The sequence below is a fragment of the Hallella absiana genome (assembly GCF_025457485.1).
Taxonomy (GTDB): domain Bacteria; phylum Bacteroidota; class Bacteroidia; order Bacteroidales; family Bacteroidaceae; genus Prevotella; species Prevotella absiana.
On sequence record NZ_JAMXSP010000013.1, the window covers coordinates 30,922 to 48,245 of the forward strand.

At 54.0% G+C, this 17,324-nt stretch carries 11 protein-coding genes and 2 tRNA genes; all 13 read left to right on the forward strand.

What is annotated here, in order from left to right; translation table 11 throughout:
• Positions 1–25 precede the first annotated feature (25 nt).
• The 13 genes from NG346_RS08175 to NG346_RS08235 all read left to right on the forward strand — a co-directional run bounded on the left by NG346_RS08175 (position 26) and on the right by NG346_RS08235 (position 17,299).
• Entirely contained in the window at positions 26–1,510 is a 1,485-nt protein-coding gene (locus tag NG346_RS08175) for an ABC transporter substrate-binding protein/permease (protein ID WP_262280383.1), read from the forward strand.
• Positions 1,500–2,231, forward strand: coding sequence for an amino acid ABC transporter ATP-binding protein (locus NG346_RS08180; RefSeq protein WP_262280382.1), 732 nt, complete (start codon positions 1,500–1,502; stop codon positions 2,229–2,231). Before NG346_RS08175 ends, NG346_RS08180 begins: the two co-directional genes overlap by 11 nt.
• A gap of 245 nt (positions 2,232–2,476) precedes the next feature.
• The gene (locus NG346_RS08185) at positions 2,477–3,895 is read left to right on the forward strand and encodes an alanine/glycine:cation symporter family protein (RefSeq protein ID WP_262280381.1); all 1,419 of its coding nucleotides are present in this window, start codon (positions 2,477–2,479) and stop codon (positions 3,893–3,895) included.
• A 343-nt stretch (positions 3,896–4,238) separates the two neighbouring features.
• Positions 4,239–7,556, forward strand: a complete 3,318-nt coding sequence (locus NG346_RS08190; protein WP_262280380.1) for a SusC/RagA family TonB-linked outer membrane protein — start codon at positions 4,239–4,241, stop codon at positions 7,554–7,556.
• 33 nt (positions 7,557–7,589) lie between these two features.
• A complete protein-coding gene (locus NG346_RS08195) occupies positions 7,590–9,182 on the forward strand; it encodes a RagB/SusD family nutrient uptake outer membrane protein (RefSeq protein ID WP_317620789.1) in 1,593 nt (530 codons plus the stop codon).
• 26 nt (positions 9,183–9,208) lie between these two features.
• Entirely contained in the window at positions 9,209–10,105 is an 897-nt protein-coding gene (locus tag NG346_RS08200) for a zinc-binding metallopeptidase (protein WP_262280378.1), read from the forward strand.
• A gap of 18 nt (positions 10,106–10,123) precedes the next feature.
• Positions 10,124–11,410 (forward strand): DUF4302 domain-containing protein, encoded by a 1,287-nt coding sequence (locus NG346_RS08205; RefSeq protein ID WP_262280377.1) that lies wholly within the window; start codon positions 10,124–10,126, stop codon positions 11,408–11,410.
• Positions 11,411–11,416: 6 nt separating this feature from the next.
• Entirely contained in the window at positions 11,417–12,463 is a 1,047-nt protein-coding gene (locus tag NG346_RS08210; protein WP_262280376.1) for a BACON domain-containing protein, read from the forward strand.
• A 219-nt stretch (positions 12,464–12,682) separates the two neighbouring features.
• Positions 12,683–12,755 (forward strand) — tRNA-Gly (locus tag NG346_RS08215).
• Between the two features lie 22 nt (positions 12,756–12,777).
• Positions 12,778–12,863, forward strand: a tRNA-Leu gene (locus NG346_RS08220).
• Between the two features lie 21 nt (positions 12,864–12,884).
• Complete coding sequence (locus NG346_RS08225) at positions 12,885–14,564, forward strand: tetratricopeptide repeat protein (RefSeq protein ID WP_262280375.1); 1,680 nt, start codon at positions 12,885–12,887, stop codon at positions 14,562–14,564.
• A 79-nt stretch (positions 14,565–14,643) separates the two neighbouring features.
• Positions 14,644–15,678: a DUF4369 domain-containing protein gene (locus tag NG346_RS08230; RefSeq protein ID WP_262280374.1), complete on the forward strand. Its 1,035-nt coding sequence runs from the start codon at positions 14,644–14,646 to the stop codon at positions 15,676–15,678.
• Positions 15,679–15,751: 73 nt separating this feature from the next.
• Complete coding sequence (locus NG346_RS08235; protein WP_262280373.1) at positions 15,752–17,299, forward strand: YifB family Mg chelatase-like AAA ATPase; 1,548 nt, start codon at positions 15,752–15,754, stop codon at positions 17,297–17,299.
• The last annotated feature ends 25 nt before the right edge of the window (positions 17,300–17,324 follow it).

The following is a 17,324-nucleotide window of genomic DNA, read 5'->3' on the forward strand; positions in this document are numbered from 1 at the left end:
CTAAGAGTAATCATAAAGAGAAACAGTGAAGAAGAGAATAAACATAGGAGTCGTGCTGTTGGTGCTGATGACACTTGTGGGTTGCGCAGGCAAACCCAAGGCCATTCGTTCTGCACAGGACTTACCGGGCAGTAAGATCGGTGTGCAGTTGGGTACTACCTCCGACACGAAGGTATCGAAGATGGAGCACGACAAGGCTGGCACGCAGGTAGAGCGCTTCACCAAAACGGCCGATGCCATACAGGCACTCTTGCAGGGCAAGGTCAACTGCGTGGTGGAGGACGATCAGCCCGCCAAGGCTTTCGTGGTGCAAAACGACGGACTGGCTATCCTGCCTCACGCCTACAGCACGGAGCCTTATGCTTTCTGTGTGGCGCATGGACGGCGCGACCTCGTGCGCAGCATCAACCATGCACTGCAGCTGTTGCGCAACGACGGCACGCTCGACACCATTGTCAACCGCCATCTGCGTCAGAAGATGAGCATTGCCTACCAGCCGAAGGCCATCGGGCGGCCCAACGGTCGGCTCGTCGTGGCCACCAACGCTACCTTTCAACCCTATGAGTATTACGACAACGGGCGCGTGGTGGGTATCGACATCGACATCATGCAGGCCGTGGCCGACGTGCTCGGCATGACGCTGCAAGTGGAGGATATGAACTTCGATGCGGTGGTCACCTCGGTACAGACCGGAAAAGCCGATGTCGGTGCAGCCGCTCTTACCGTCACACCCGACCGTCTGCGCAACGTCAGCTTCACCGACGCTTATGCCCGTAGTCGTCAGGTCATCATCGTGAAAACCTCACATCACGAGGCGCACTCACAGAGCCTTGCGCAAAAGTTCCGGCAGGACTTCCTCGTCGAAGGCCGCTATCTCTATCTGCTGCAAGGCCTTGGCAACACGCTCGTCATCACGCTCTTCGCCATACTCATCTCGCTCTGCCTCGGCTCGCTCATTGCTATCGTGCGCACCACCCACGACCGCACCGGCCGCTACGCCGTGCTCAATGCCCTGTGCAAGCTGTATCTCGTCATCATCCGCGGCACGCCGACGATGGTGCAACTCCTTATTATATACTATGTCATCTTTGCCGCTGCCGACGTGAGTAAGGTGCTCGTCGCCATCGTAGCCTTTGGCATCAACTCTTCGGCTTATCTGGCTGAGGTGGTGCGCAGCGGCATCATGTCCATCGACCGCGGACAGAGCGAGGCCGGGCGCTCGCTGGGACTGAGCTATAGCCAAACTCTGCGGCTGATCATCCTGCCACAAGCCTTCAAAAACGTGCTGCCCGCCATCGGCAACGAGCTCATCACCCTGCTCAAGGAAACGTCCATCAGCGGTTATATCGGCTTGGTAGACCTCACCAAGGGCAGCGACATCATCCGCAGCATCACCTATGATGCCATCCTCCCTCTGGGGGTGGTAGCCATCATCTACCTTGCCATTGTGCTCAGCCTGTCATCGGCAGTGGGTGTGCTGGAAAAGAAACTTCGTAAAAATGAAAGATAAGACGCTCATCACCATCGACCATCTCTGCAAGGCCTTTGGCGACCATGTAGTGCTGCGCGACATCAGCACCACCATCCGCGAGGGCGAAGTCGTCGCCATCATTGGACCCTCGGGCTGTGGCAAGTCCACCTTTCTCCGCAGTCTCAACCTGCTGGAGCGTCCCACCTCCGGTCACATTCTCTTTGAGGGTACTGACATCACGTCGCCGGAAATCAACATCAACAAGATGCGGGAACGTATCGGTATGGTGTTTCAGCAGTTCAATCTCTTTCCCAATATGACCATTCGCCGCAACATCATGCTGGCTCCCGTGACGTTGGGAAAGCTATCCCGGCAGGAAGCCTCCGCCACTGCTGACCGTCTGCTCCTGCGTGTGGGACTTGCCGACAAGGCTGATGCCTGGCCCGACAGCCTCTCGGGAGGACAGCGGCAGCGTGTCGCCATCGCTCGGGCGTTGGCGATGAATCCCGACGTGATGCTGTTCGACGAGCCCACGTCGGCCCTTGACCCCGAGATGGTGGGCGAGGTGCTCCAGATCATGCGCGACTTGGCTCATAGTGGCATGACCATGGTGGTGGTCACTCACGAGATGAGTTTTGCCCGCGATGTAGCCTCGCGTGTGCTCTTCTTCAATGGTGGCATTATCGAGGAAGAGGGAAAGCCCGAGGACATCTTCTGCCATCCACGGTCGGAAAGACTTAAAAGTTTCCTCAAACGATAGTAGGCCTGGCGATATCGATAAGCCTTTTCTCACGGCAGGACGGTCTGTTTCTCACGGATCACACAAGTTTCACGAATGTCAGATCTTCGGACTTACGGAGTACTTGCGCAGGCTTTCATCTAAGAGATGTTGTCAAAATATCGGTTATTATGGAGATTTCCCTTGCATTTTGAACCGCTAAATAAATTTATTTTGTACCTTTGTCACGGATTTGACAAATAGTACTTCGTATAAGTATCAGAGAGATGACAGAGATATTTTCAGCCGACGGGTGGCTCAACACCGCAATCACTAATATAAATAATGTGTTGTGGACCTACATTCTTGTAGCGGTTCTCATCGTTTGTGCCGTACTGTTCACGATTAAGACACGTGGTGTGCAGTTCCGTATGATCGGCGAGATGATACGTCTGTTGGGCGACTCTACAAAGAAAACTCATGAGAAACATGTCTCATCGTTCGAAGCTTTCGCCGTCTCCATAGCTTCCCGTGTGGGTACCGGCAACCTCGCCGGCGTGGCTACAGCCATTGCCGTAGGCGGACCAGGTGCCATCTTTTGGATGTGGGTGATCGCCCTGCTCGGTTCAGCAACCGCCTTCGTGGAGTCTACGCTGGCCCAACTCTATAAGCGCAAGACCGAGGGAAGCTATATCGGCGGCCCCGCCTACTATATGATGTTTGGCTTGCACAAACGCTGGATGGCACGTCTCTACGCTGTGCTGATCACCATCACCTTCTGCATGGCTTACATCTCCATACAAAGCAACACCATCTGCGGAGCCATGCAAGGAGCCTGTGGCATACAACCCTGGGTGATGGGACTCATTCTTGTGACGCTTTCCACAGCCTGCGTCTTTGGCGGTATCAACCGCATCGCAAAGGTCAGCAGCATCTTCGTGCCCGTGATGGCTGTGCTCTATATCCTCTTGGCACTGGTCATCCTGGCCGTGAACATTCAGCTTGTGCCGCGTATGTTCGCCCTTATCATTGAGAATGCTTTTGGCTTCCGGCAGTTCACCGGTGGTACCTTTGGCGCCATGATGATGACGGGTATCAAGCGCGGACTGTTCTCCAACGAGGCCGGTGAAGGCTCTGCTGCCTGTGCGGCCAGCATTGCAGATGTCAGCCATCCCGTCAAGCAAGGACTGGTGCAGGCGCTCAGCGTCTTCACCGACACCCTGCTCATTTGCAGTTGCACAGCCTTTATCATTCTGCTCAGCGGTGTGTACACCGACAACAGCCTCAATGGCATTCAGCTCACTCAGACCGCCTTGCAGCACGAGATAGGCTCTGTCGGTCCCACGTTTGTTGCCGTAGCTATCTTCATGTTTGCCTTCTCGTCGATCATCGGCAACTACACCTATGGCGAGATGAACGTGAAGTTTCTCACTGCCGACCATCGCTGGCTGACCTTCGTGCGGGTGATGAACGGCATTGTCATGGTGCTCTTCGGCGCTTTGGCCAGTCTCGATTTGGTATGGAACCTTGGCGACTTCTTTATGGGCTGCATCACGCTGTGCAACCTTTTTGCCATCGTCAAGCTCCATCCTCACGCCGTCTTCCTGTTGAAAGACTATATCCGGCAGAAGCGCACAGGCATCAAGAGCCCCACATTTCATAAGACCCAAATGCCAGAGATCGCCGATGAACTCAGTGCATGGTAGAACCCTCGAAGTGCAAAAAAGCAAGCTACTAACCTGCATTTCTCTATCAAATGAAAGAAAAACGGCTTTAAATCCATATTTTTATAGCAAAAATTTGCATGTTTGCATTTTTTGATATAACTTTGCGATTGTATTAAAAAATGCGTAAGAAGATTGTTCGTATACTTATTACGTTCTTAAGTAGAAGTATTACATTTTGATATGAAGAGATGAAAAACATAGTAATCGGAGTGTAGCAAATGGTTCTATATATAACAAGAATGTAAAAGTAAAGAGAGAACTCGTTTACAAGGAAGTAATTCGTATTTTATAACTTTTATTAAAATTCAAAGAGAGAGAGTCTATGAAGAAAAGGATGAGCATGATCCTTGCCTGTCTGTTCCTCTTTGTTGGTATGGCATTGGCCCAAACGAAGATTACGGGCACAGTCATATCGCAGGAAGACGGTGAGCCGATCATCGGAGCCTCTGTCATGGTAGACGGGGGAAGTAAAGTCGGAACAGTCACAGACACCGACGGACATTTTACGCTATCAGTGCCAGCGGGAAAGAAGCTGGTGATCAGCTACATTGGCATGAAGAGCCAGACAGTAGCTGCCAAACCCAACATGAAAGTTACACTTCAGTCCGACGACCGTACTTTGGGAGAAGTCGTGGTCACAGGTATGACCACGCAGGACAAGCGCCTCTTCTCCGGTGCGGCCACGAAGATCAGTGCCTCTGATGCCAAGATCGACGGTATGGCCGACATCAGCCGCTCGCTTGAAGGTCGTGCTGCCGGTGTGAGCGTGCAGAACGTCAGTGGCACCTTTGGTACAGCACCGAAGATCCGCGTGCGTGGTGCCACCTCTATCTATGGCTCCAGCAAGCCGCTGTGGGTTGTCGACGGTGTCATCATGGAGGACGTGACCGATGTCTCTGCCGATGAGCTCTCCTCGGGTAATGCCGAAACGCTGATCTCTTCTGCAATCGCAGGACTCAACGCCGACGATATAGAGAGCTTCCAGATCCTGAAAGACGGTTCAGCTACCTCTATCTACGGTGCACGCGCCATGGCAGGCGTCATCGTCATCACCACCAAGAAAGGTAAGGCCGGACAGAGTCACATCAACTACACCGGCGAGTTCACTATGCGCCTCAAGCCCAGCTACAGCACGTTCAACATCATGAACTCGCAGGATCAGATGGAGGTCTATCAGGAGCTCTATCAGAAAGGTTATCTCAACTACGCCGAGATTGCCAACGCGCAGAATGGTGGTGTGTATAAGAAGATGTATGACCTCATCACCACTTACAACCCTACCACGGGACAGTTCGGCTTGCCCAACACCGACATTGCCAAGGCCAACTACCTGCGCGACGCCGAATACAGAAACACCAACTGGTTCGACAAGCTTTTCTCCAACGCCATCATGCAGAACCACTCTGTGAGCGTGTCTACCGGTACGGAGAAGTCGCAGAGCTATGTCTCGCTCTCCGCCATGTACGATCCGGGATGGAACAAGCAGAGCAAGGTACAACGCTACACCGTCAACCAGAACACGACCTACAACATATCCAAGAAGCTGAGTGTCAACCTCATCGGCAACGCCTCTTACCGTAAGCAGCGCGCACCGGGCACGTTGGGTTCACAGGTTGATGCGGTATCGGGTGAGGTACGTCGTGACTTCGACATCAATCCCTACTCCTACGCCCTCAATACCTCGCGTGCGCTCGATCCCAACGAATATTACACCCGCAGCTATGCCGACTTCAACATCTTCCATGAGCTTGAGTCTAACTACATGGACCTCAAGGTGAGTGACTTCCGTGTGTCTGCCAGCATCGACTACAAGCCCATCACAAAGCTCAAGTTCACTTTCCTGGCTGCTATGAAGGGTACATCTACCTCGCAGGAGCACATGATCCACGACGACTCCAACGAGGCTATGAGCTACCGCGCTATGGGCAACAGCACTATCCGCAACAACAACCCTCTGCTCTATCGTGACCCTGACGATATCTACGCCCTGAAAATCAGCATTCTGCCAAACGGTGGTATCTACAACCGCACTGACAACGACATGTTTGGTTGGGACACACGTCTCTCTATGAGCTACAACGACGTGTTCCACAACGACCATATCGTCAACTTCTATGGTGGTATGGAGACCAACTCAGTGAACCGTCGCACCACCTGGTTCCGTGGATACGGCTTGCAGTATTCTCTTGGTGAGGTGGCCAACTACGCTTACCAAGCCTTCAAGATGGGTGAGGAGCAGAACACCGACTACTACACGCTGAGCAACCGCTTCACGCGCTCGGCTGCCTTCTTCGGCACCGCCACCTATTCTTATCAGGGCAAATACACCCTCACCGGCACGGCCCGCTACGAGGGTACCAACTACTTAGGCAAGGCCACTTCTGCCCGTTGGATGCCTACGTGGAATGTCTCGGGTGTGTGGAACGCCCACGAGGAGAAGTTCTTCCAGCCTCTCAAGCCAGCTTTCTCGCACGCTACGCTCCGTCTGAGCTACTCGCTCACCGGCGACCGTCCCAGCGTGACCAATGCTTACGCTATCTACAAAGCTAATACGCCCTGGCGCCCGTTCACGTCTGTGCGCGAGTCGGGCATCTATATCAGCAGCCTGGCCAATACAGACCTGACCTACGAGAAGAAGCACGAGTTCAACTTAGGTGTTGACCTGGGCTTTCTCGACAACCGCATCAACCTGACGACCGACATCTACTGGCGTCGCAACTTCGACCTTATCGGTCTGGCCAACACAGAGGGTGTAGGCGGTGAGATCCAGCGCTACGGCAATATTGCCAACATGAAGTCGAACGGTGTCGAGATCTCACTCTCTACCACCAACATCAAGACCAAGGACTTCAGCTGGACCACGAACCTCATCTACTCTCACTCCCACAATGAGGTGACCAAACTCAATACCTCAAGCCGTGTCATCGACCTCGTCTCTGGCACCGGCTTCACGATGAAGGGCTACCCCGTGCGTTCCCTCTTCTCCATTCCCTTCCGCGGTCTGAACAATGAAGGTCTTCCCACCTTCCTCGACCAGGACGGCAACGTCACCACGACGGGCATCTACTTTCAGGAGTCTGATCCTGACAAGCTCAAGTTCCTCAAGTATGAGGGCAGTGCTGATCCTACTGATGTAGGTTCGTTGGGCAACGTGTTCCGCTACAAGGGCTTCTCGCTCAACCTCTTCATCACTTATTCCTTCGGCAATGTGGTGCGTCTCGACCCCGTATTCTCCAACAAGTACGACGACCTGAAGTCCACGCCTAAGGAGTTCCGCAACCGTTGGGAGGTGTCAGGCGATGAAGCTAAGACCAACATCCCCGTCATTGCCAGTGCCGTGCAGAACCGCAACGACACCAATCTGAAGTATGCCTACAACGCATACAACTACTCCGACGCACGCATCGCCAAGGGTGACTTCATCCGCATGAAGGAGATTGCATTAGGCTACGAGTTCCCCAAAAACTGGATCAGCCACTGGGGACTGAGCAACCTCTCGCTTAAACTACAGGCCACTAACCTCTTCTTGATCTATGCTGACAAGAAGCTCAACGGCCAGGATCCGGAGTTCTTCAATACCGGTGGTGTGGCAGTGCCTGTGCCAAAGCAGTTCACGCTCACACTCAGAATGGGTCTCTAACAAACAGATATTAAATATCAGAAAATGAAAGTAATGAAATTAAAATATACGGTTCTGGCCTTGGCGATGGGCTCGGTGGCACTCTCCTCGTGCAACGACTTCCTCGACAAGATGCCCGACAACAGAACCACCATCAATACCGAGGAAAAGGTCGTTCAGCTCCTTACCTCTGCCTATCCGCAAAACTCCAACATATTCGTAAACGAGTATATGTCGGACAATGTGGACGACAACGGTGTGAACAACCCCTACACTAATCGTTTCGCCGACCAGGTCTACGCCTGGCAAGACGTGACCGAGAGCGACAACGAGTCGCCCGAGAGCTTCTATCAGGCCTGCTACAGAGCCATCGCCAGTGCCAATGCCGCCCTGCAGGCCATCGACGAGGCAGGCGGTGCCACAACCGACAAACTGCGTCAGGCACGTGCCGAGGCTCTGCTCTGCCGCGCCTACAACCACTTCCTGCTCGTCAACATGTTCTCCATGGCCTACAACGACCAGACCAGCACAAAGGACCTGGGCATGCCCTACATCGAGAAGCCCGAGGAGAAGGTCGGCGTGACCTACGAGCGCGGCACCGTGGCCGAGGACTATAAGAAAATAGACCATGACCTACAGGCTGCCCTGCCCGATGTGGGCGATGCCAACTACACCGTGCCCAAGTACCATTTCAACCAGCAGGCTGCCTATGCCTTCGCCACCCGCTTCTACCTCTTCTACAACAAGTGGGAAAAGGCTGTGGAGTACGCCAACCGCGTCTTGGGCACTAACGCCGGTGCCTCGTTGCGCGACTATAACGACCTGGCCAACATGACACAGACCGAAGAGGCCGTTCAGCAACGCTACATCGACGCCTCGGTGAACGCCAACCTCATGCTCCAGACTGCCTACTCGCGTATCGGTCTGGCATTCGGGGCTTATTATACCTTGGGCAAATATTCGCACGGTGCCTATGTCTCCACCCATGAGGACGGCTACGCCAAAAACATCTGGGGCTCGCCAAGCCTGGAGAAGTTCCCGATCCGGCGCTACAGTGGAACCAACCTCAACAAGTATATCTATTGGCGCACGCCCTATCTCTTCGAGTACAAGGACCTGCAGGCACAGACCGGTTACCACCGTACCGTCTACCCAGCTTTCACCACCGACGAGGTGCTGCTCGAGAGAGCCGAGGCCTACACCCTGCTCAAGCAGTACGATAAGGCAGCTGCCGACCTGAATACATGGATGCACAACTTCGTGAACACCTCGATGACACTCACGCCGGAGAATATCTCTGAGTTCTACAAAGCCCAAGACTACTGCTACTCTGATGCCGACGGCATAAAGTCGGGTCTGAAGAAGCACCTCAACCCCGTCTTCTCTATCGACGCCGAGGGCTCTACACAGGAGAACATGCTGCAGTGCGTGCTGGGCTTCAAGCGCATCGAGACTCTGCAGCTCGGCCTCCGCTGGTTCGACATCAAGCGCTACCGCATCGTCATCCCGCGCCGTCAGCTCAACGCTGCGGGCGTGCCTGCCAAGCTCACCGACGTGCTCACCACCGACGATCCGCGACGTGCCGTGCAGTTGCCCACCAAGGTCATTTCTGCCGGAATGACGCCTAACCCGCGCAATACTAAGTAGGAACAGACATTAACAAAAGAACAATCATGAAAAAATATATTCTTTGCCTCTCCTTTCTCGCCACAGCAGGTCTCATGCTGAGTTCCTGCTCAGACGACGACCTCTCCGACAAGAGCGTCATCGTGACCAGCGAGACAGAGCAGACACAGTTTGACAAATGGCTCGAGGCCAACTTTGTCAATCCATACAACATACAGTTCAAGTACCGCTATGAGCACAACGAGAGCGACATGAACTACTACAACGTGCCCGCCGACTATAAGCAGGCCGTGGAGCTGGCTCATATCGTAAAATACACGTGCGTGGAGGCCTACGACGAGGTGGCTGGCGTAAACTTCACCCGCAACTACTTCCCAAAGGAGTTCTTCTGCACAGGCACCTGGGAGTTCCGCAACAACGGTACCTTCATTCTTGGAACGGCCGAGGGCGGCAAGAAGATCTTCCTGGCCGGCGTGAACTACCTTGACCAGTACAAGGACAATATCAACACGCTCAACCACTTCTATCTCAAGACGATCCACCACGAGTTCACCCATATCCTCAACCAGACCAAGGACTTTCCGCGCAGCTATCAGCAGGTCACGGGGTCGGGCTATGTGGCCGACAGCTGGAGTGAGTCGCCCTACAACGAAAACTATCTCGAACGCGGCTTCATCTCTTCCTACTCGCAGCACTCTGCCACAGAAGACTTCGCGGAGATGCTCTCCATGTACATCACCAACACGCCCGCACAGTGGAACAAGTGGATGGAGGAGGCTGGAACCGATGGCGCACGCCTCCTTCAGCAGAAACTCGACATCGTGCGTACCTACATGAAGGACAGCTGGAACATCGACATCGACCAGCTCCGCAACTCGGTGCTTGACCGCGAGACCAAGGTCGCCAGCGGACAGATAGACCTCACAGACCTTACCGTAAAATAACAAGAAAGGAACGACAACATGAAAATAAAATATTCATTCCTGCTTCTGCTTGCGACCATGCCCCTCTTCCTCACTTCCTGTCTTCATGACCAGGAGGACGTTTTCGACGAATCGGCATCCACCCGTATGCAGACTTATCTGAGCAACGCAAAATCGACCCTGACGAGTGCCGAGCACGGCTGGGCCTTCGACTATTATCCAGACCGTAAGCTCTCCATGGGTGGCGTGGCCTACGGCGTGCAGTTCAGTGACACTGCCGCCACGGTGACCTGTGTCCTCGCTCCCGGCAAGAAAGAGACGAGCTACTACCGCATGACCACCGACGACGGGCCGGTGCTCTCGTTTGACACTTACAACACGCTGATGCACTACTTCGCCACTCCATCGTCAAGCCAGTATCAGGCCCACGACGGTGACTTCGAGTTCGTCATCGACAGCGTTGGTTCCGACTGCATCAAGGTGCACGGCAAGCGAAGCCTCAACACAATGTACCTCCGCAAGCTCGACAAGAGCATCGAGCAGTACACAACGGACGCAAAAGCCATGATGGACAATTTCATCCTCTCCGGAGCAACAGGCACCATTGGCGGCACGGAGGTCACGGCAAGCATCGACGTGGACAGCCAGTGGTTCACGTTTGACTGGTCCGACAGCTCGTCGGTCAGCACGGCCTACATCCCTACCGACAAGGGCGTTCGCTTCTATGAGCCCGTCACCATTGCCGGAAAGACGATTACTGAGCTGGCTTATGACGCCAAAACCCTCACGCTCACAGGCACCACTACCGACGGCACCGCTGTGCAGCTGCAGGGTAAACTTCCCGATGGGTACATGCCCTTTGCCGACTACGCCGGCCAGTGGACATTCAAATACGATCAGGGTCAGAAGTCAGTAGATGTCACTCTCACTCCTTCGGAAGACGGACAGAGCTATATCCTCTCCGGACTGGCCAAAAATATCAACCTGACGCTCAACTACGAGAAGTCTACGGGCCGCCTCATCCTCGCCTCACAAGAGGTGGGTACCTACAACGGCAATACCATCATGCTTTGCGCATGGAACATCGCAGGTGGCGGTAAACTCACATGGAGCACGCAGGCAGGTGTCTATCTCACATGGGACGGCAACACCGAACAGCCCACGCTGAGCTTCTCGCCCCTCTCGGAAAGCTTCCAGACCGACTCCTTCATCCTCTGGACCCTCAAGTCTGACGGCTCTTCCGGCGGACAGTTCAACGGTCCGACCGACTATTTGTTCGGTGGCAGCAGTCGCTTGCGATACTTAGTAAACATGGTTAAAAAGTAAACTGTAATGAAAAAGAGTATTATATTATATGTCGTTGCACTTGTCTCCATGGTACTCATGAGCTGTAGCGACGATACCGAAAATCCTTACGCGCACACCCCAACGCTGCAGGTTGTGAGCTCCAATGTGGTGTTCACCGCAAAGGCAGCATCGGGTGATGTCGTGTTCGCAACCACCAATGGCGGAACACTCACCGCAAAGACTAAGTCGCCTTGGGCAAAGGCCACTGTCAACGGCAACACCGTAACGGTCAACGTGGAAGAGAACGACGACTTGAGCGGACGTTCTACACAGCTCACCGTGTACAACGGAACCGACTCTGCCAACGTCACCGTGCAGCAGGAGGGCTTGATCTTTCGGTTGAGCACAGCCTCTATCTCTACAGGTGACAATGCTTCGAGACAGAGCTTCGCTATCACAAAGAATATAGATCCCACGATAGAAGTGTCGCAAGACTGGATCACGACACAGATGACTGACGACTCGCTCATCGTTACCCTGAAGGAGAACGCTACCGGCCATGTCCGTAACGGATACATCTACTATACGGCCGGCACCAAGAGAGACTCCATCAGTGTGACGCAGGCAGACTTCGACAAGGACATTGCCGGCACATGGCTTATCACTTCATCCAACTCAAAGAAAGCTTATCGGGTCACCATCGGTCGCAAGGGCAACAAGTATGCAATGGTCTTGGCTGGTCTTAACTGGACCATCCCCTTGTCCTATAACAAGACGACCAATGCGCTGAGCATTGCTGCAGGCGACTCTATCGGCATGTATAAGGATTATTACATAGGTACCGTCTTCTACGATATGGAGGCCGGATACATCACATGGAGCAAGAGTGTAACGCTTTCCGGCACCTTCGGCCATAACGACGCAGAGGGCTATAGCTTCTTGGAGTTCAAGGATAATGGCTCCTGGGAGGGATATAAGCCCAACAGCTTGCTCCTTTCTGCCTTCACGAGCAGTTCATTCTCCAACAAAACCTACAGCGACACTGATCTGTTGGAGCTCGATAATCCAACCCTTATCAGACTTGACAAATAGCAAAGCTACATAAGTTCTCTATAATTAAATAGGAGGCAAGCACCTTAGATGCTTGCCTCCCTTTTGTCTCACCTGTAAAAGCCGGCGTCTAAACAAGGTTTGTGGATGAGATGCCCATAGCGAAAAAGAGACAAAACGGGGTGCAGGAAACTTTCGTTTATTAAATTGTGTAAAACGCTTGGCGGTTCAAAGAAATAATCTTACCTTTGCACACATAACGCGGCAATAGCTCAGTTGGTAGAGCGCGACCTTGCCAAGGTCGAGGTCGCGGGTCCGAGTCCCGTTTGCCGCTCTTTTTTTTCATTCATACCGTCGCCGCAATGGTGGAATTGGTAGACACGAGGGACTTAAAATCCCTTGACCAGGAATGGTTGTGCGGGTTCGAGTCCCGCTCGCGGCACGTTAATCATTTATATTTATTATGCGCAACCATTTCGTTCTAACCTTATCAGTTTGTTCTATAGTGGCTCTGTCGTCATGTTCTTCCAAACTGGGAAAGCTCTCTGCTGACAACTTCACGGTAGATCCCGACCCCTTGGAGGCATTAGGCGGCCAAGTTCCTGCTACCATCAATGGTAACTTCCCCGTGAAATATATGAAGCCGAAGGCTGTGGTGACAGTGATTCCTGAACTGCGCTACGGCAATGGCCAAGTTGCTCAAGGCAAAGGCGCTACCTTCCAGGGCGAGAAAGTCATGGGCAATGACCAGACCATCTCCTACAAGATGGGCGGTCGCTACACGATGAAGACCGCATTTGACTATGTGCCCGATATGCAGAAGAGTGAAATGTATCTCACCTTCGATGCCCGTATCGGCAAGAAAAAAGTCAATGTACCAGCTGTGAAAGTCGCCAATGGCGTGCTGGCTACAGCAGAGCTCTACAAGCAGACGCTGATGAACGCCGGCGGATGCATTGCACCGGACTCCTTCGAGCGCGTGAAGGCACAGAAATACGAGGCCAGCATCAAGTTCCTCATCAACCAGGCCAATCTTCGCAAGAGTGAGCTGAAAAACAACTCAGTCAAGGAGTTCCTCGCCATGCTGAAGAAAATCAATGCCGACCGCGAGGGGCTGAACCTGAGAAACGTGGAGGTGCAGGCCTATGCATCACCCGACGGTGGCTATTCCTTCAACGACAAACTGGCCAGCAAGCGCCAGAACGCCACTGAGGGATATGTCAAGAAACAGGTCAAGGCTGCCAAGCTCAACACCAAGGACATCGACGCCCACTATACGGCACAGGACTGGGACGGCTTCAAGCGTCTCGTCCAAGCCAGCAACATCCAGGACAAAGACGTGATCCTGCGCGTTCTGGAAATGTATAAGGATCCCGAGGAACGCGAGCGTCAGATCCGCAACATGAGCGAGGGCTTCCGTGAGCTCGCCGACGGCATCCTGCCGGAGCTGCGCCGTAGCCGCCTGATCATCAACTACGAGACAGTGGGAAGAGACGATGAGCAAATCATGCAACAGTATGCTGCCGATCCCTCCCGCCTGTCCCCGGACGAGCTGCTTTATGCCGCTACACTGGAGAGCGACCCTGCCAAGCAGGAAGCCATCTATAAGAAGACGACAGAACTGTATGACAAGGACTACCGCGCCTTCAACAACATGGCTGTCATGGCCTTCAACAAGGGCGATGAGTCCGCGGCCAAGCAGTATATCGAGCAGGCTCAGGCCAGACGCGCCGACGCACCTGAGGCCAACGCCAACCTCGCGCTCATCGATATGAAGCACGGCGACCTCAAGGCTGCCACTGATCATCTGGCTGACGCCATCGACGCCAACGGATTCAATGAGGTGCTGGGCAACCTGAACATTGCCAAAGGCAACTATGCTACCGCCGTGCAGAACTTTGGTAACAGCCATTCCAACAGTGCCGCCTTGGCTCAGCTGCTCAACAAGGACTATGCTGCCGCCGTCGCTACGCTGAAAAACGTGAAGAACCCTGATGCCATGACAGACTACCTGATGGCGCTCGCGCTCAACCGCCAGGGCAACACGGCCACTGCCAAAGACTATCTGCAGCGTGCTTGCCAGAAAGACGCTAAGCTCGCCGCTTATGCAGCCAACGACTTGGAGCTGGTCAACCTGAAGTAATCATTTCGATTTTCATTCACTATCACGATAAGCCTTCGGCCTCAAGTATGGGGGCGAAGGCTTTCTTTGTTATTCATCTATGCAGTTTCATATTCATTATAGCCGTTATGTGTCCGAGAGTCTCTCAGGGGTCCTGCTCTTGCTGACCCTGCTATTGTCGTCCTGCGGTGTCGACGGCAGCCATTTCAAGATAGAGGGGCATCTGTTGAACATCAACCAGAGCGAGTTCTATGTCTATGCCGAGAACGGATCTGTCGACGGGCTCGACACCATACATGTCGAGGGCGGGCGCTTCGCCTACGAAGTGCCCTGCAAGCATCCCACCATTCTCTATCTGGTCTTTCCCAATTACTCCGTCGTGCCGATCTTTGCCCAACCGGGCAAGAGTGTCAGCATCAAGGGAGACGCCTCTCACCTGAAGGAAATCGAGATCAAAGGCACCGACGATAATGAACTCTACACCAAGTTCCGCGAGCAGGTGTCCAAGACCTCACCGCCTGAGGCCAAGCGTGCGGCAGAGGTTTTCATCGGCGATCATCCGGAATCTGTTGTCGGCCTGTGGCTCATCAAGAAGTATTTCATCTCTGACGCACTACCCGACTATCAGACAGCCTTGCGGTTGGCTAAGAAGATGCAGTCCAAACAGACCGACCAGGCTGACCTGTCGCGTATGATCCTCCAGCTGAACTCTATGTCGCATGTAGGCGTAGGCTCTGTCTTGCCGACCTTCTCCGCCTACGACACCAAGGGACGGCTGGTTTCTTCATCGGACTTCTCTTCCGGCCTTGCCGTCATCTGCACATGGGCGTCATGGAGCTATGACAGCATGGATATGCTGCGTACGTTGAAACAGTTGCAGCGTCAGTCAGGCGGACGGCTCAAAGTGGTGTCGCTCTCGGTCGACGCGAGCCGTAGCGACTGCGATGGTGCTCTGCATGCCGACAGCATCTCGTGGTCCAATGTCTGCGACGGCAAGATGTTCGACAGCCAGCCCTTGCGGCAATTAGGCATGATGGGAGTTCCGGACAACATCATCGTGAAAGACAACCGTATTGTCGCCCGCAATCTCATGGGCATGCAGCTCCACGACAAAATCATGGCATTACTGAAATAGAGACAGATTATTGCCGGATGGCAAACATGTCTGTTTTAACAGAAACAGAGGTATCAAAGAAGAGAACAGAACGATGTTGATAAAAACATACAGTGCCGCAGTCAACGGCTTAGAAGTGACGACGGTGACTATCGAAGTGAGTCTGACGCGTGGCGTGATGTATCATCTCACGGGCCTCGGCGACGAGGCTGTGCGCGAGGGGCGCGACCGCATTGCAGCCGCCATGCAGAACAATGGCTACAAATTCCCGCGCGCTGACCTGACCGTGAACCTTGCTCCTGCCGACCTGCGCAAGGAGGGCAGCAGCTTCGACCTGCCGCTGGCCATCGCCATCCTTACGGCATCGGGACAGATGGATGCGCCCGAGCTCGACAGGTATATGATGGTCGGTGAGCTCAGCCTTGATGGTAAGCTGCAACCGGTGAAGGGTGTCCTGCCCATTGCCATCAAGGCGCGGTCAGAACATTTCAAAGGGCTGATCGTCCCCAAGCAAAATGTCCATGAGGCCGCCATCGTCAATCAACTCGATGTCTATGGTCTGGAGACCATGACAGATGTTGCGGCGTTTTTCACAGGCGCCAAGCAGTTTGAACCCACGGTGGTGGACACACGCAAAATCTTCTATGAACAGCAATACAACTTCGACCTCGACTATGCCGACGTGCGTGGACAAGAGAGCGTGAAGCGCGCTTTGGAGGTGGCTGCCGCCGGTGGTCACAACCTCATCATGATCGGGCCGCCGGGATCGGGCAAGAGCATGATGGCGAAGCGCCTGCCGTCTATCCTGCCGCCGCTGACGCTCTCGGAGAGCCTGGAGACCACACAGATCCATTCTGTCGCCGGCACGCTGGGCAAAAGTTCCTCACTTATCTCGCAACGGCCGTTCCGATCTCCTCACCATACGATCTCGGAGGTGGCACTGGTCGGCGGTGGCATGAATCCTATGCCGGGCGAGATCAGTCTGGCACACAATGGTGTGCTCTTCTGCGACGAACTGCCGGAGTTCAATAAACACACGCTGGAAGTGCTGCGCCAGCCACTTGAGGATCGCGTCATCACCATCAGCCGTGCCAAGTACACGGTCACTTATCCGTGCAGTTTCATGTTTGTGGCGTCAATGAACCCCTGTCCTTGCGGCTACTATGGCGATCCGACGCATCACTGTGTGTGCACGCCGGGACAGATACAGAAATATCTTAATAAGATCAGCGGCCCGCTCATGGACCGCATCGACATCCAGTGCGAGATCACGCCGGTACCTTTCAAGGACATCTCCAAGGGAGAACCCGGTGAACCTTCGGCAAAGATCCGTGAGCGAGTGATCAAGGCGCGTGCCATACAAACGGAACGCTTCCGCGAATACCCGACGATCCATTGCAATGCTCAGATGACGGAACGGCTCATCCACCGCTTTGCCGAACCCGACGCGGCAGGCATAGAGCTGTTGCGTACGGCCATGGAGCGTCTCTCACTTTCTGCCCGTGCCTACTCCCGAATTCTGAAAGTAGCCCGCACCATCGCTGACCTTGCGGATAGCGACAGCATACTGCCCGACCATCTCGCCGAGGCTATCGGCTACCGGCAGCTCGACCGCGGTGACTGGGCAGAAAGAGGCATGTAAGCTACCAAGGCAGTACTGATTCTTG

What these genes read in the sequence shown, in the direction of transcription:
- NG346_RS08225 (WP_262280375.1), top strand. Translation starts at nt 12,885, where the DNA reads ATGCGCAACCATTTCGTTCTAACCTTATCAGTTTGTTCTATAGTGGCT.
- NG346_RS08235 (WP_262280373.1), top strand. Translation starts at nt 15,752, where the DNA reads ATGTTGATAAAAACATACAGTGCCGCAGTCAACGGCTTAGAAGTGACG.
- NG346_RS08210 (WP_262280376.1), top strand. Translation starts at nt 11,417, where the DNA reads ATGAAAAAGAGTATTATATTATATGTCGTTGCACTTGTCTCCATGGTA.
- NG346_RS08230 (WP_262280374.1), top strand. Translation starts at nt 14,644, where the DNA reads ATGCAGTTTCATATTCATTATAGCCGTTATGTGTCCGAGAGTCTCTCA.
- NG346_RS08180 (WP_262280382.1), top strand. Translation starts at nt 1,500, where the DNA reads ATGAAAGATAAGACGCTCATCACCATCGACCATCTCTGCAAGGCCTTT.
- NG346_RS08205 (WP_262280377.1), top strand. Translation starts at nt 10,124, where the DNA reads ATGAAAATAAAATATTCATTCCTGCTTCTGCTTGCGACCATGCCCCTC.
- NG346_RS08190 (WP_262280380.1), top strand. Translation starts at nt 4,239, where the DNA reads ATGAAGAAAAGGATGAGCATGATCCTTGCCTGTCTGTTCCTCTTTGTT.
- NG346_RS08195 (WP_317620789.1), top strand. Translation starts at nt 7,590, where the DNA reads ATGAAATTAAAATATACGGTTCTGGCCTTGGCGATGGGCTCGGTGGCA.
- NG346_RS08185 (WP_262280381.1), top strand. Translation starts at nt 2,477, where the DNA reads ATGACAGAGATATTTTCAGCCGACGGGTGGCTCAACACCGCAATCACT.
- NG346_RS08200 (WP_262280378.1), top strand. Translation starts at nt 9,209, where the DNA reads ATGAAAAAATATATTCTTTGCCTCTCCTTTCTCGCCACAGCAGGTCTC.